The 407-nt window shown below is 27.8% G+C and carries 1 pseudogene; it reads left to right on the plus strand.

Going from position 1 to position 407, the window contains the following annotated elements:
- Positions 1-407, plus strand: a pseudogene (locus AD60_RS09955) (ABC transporter ATP-binding protein); the annotation flags it as partial.

Genomic DNA, 407 nt, shown 5'->3' on the forward strand with positions numbered 1-407 from the left:
GAGGTAAAGGTATGGGTTTGTGCACAAGAAGGTTGATAAGATATGGTATAAAAAATTATAAAAAGTACATGATTTTCATGTTTCTCTTGGGTATTGCTACTTTGGTATTAGCAGCTTTGAGACCTTTTTTCATTCAGTATTTAATCGACGATATAATATCTTTTCAAAGAATTAACATACTGCCTTTTTTCCTTATCTTTTTAATCGGTGTAGTAGCTTTAGAAAGAGTTTTCAATTATTTTTTCAATACTTATCATCGAAAAGTTAATTTTATTACTATCAAAAACGAGCAGATAAACCTTTATAATAAAATTCAAAACTCAAAATTTGTTGATTATTCTAAGATGGATTCTGGGGATATAATGAGTAGGTTATTGTCTGATATTGATGAAACTTCTTATACAATG

The organism is Petrotoga sp. SL27, from assembly GCF_002924605.1.
Taxonomy (GTDB): domain Bacteria; phylum Thermotogota; class Thermotogae; order Petrotogales; family Petrotogaceae; genus Petrotoga; species Petrotoga sibirica.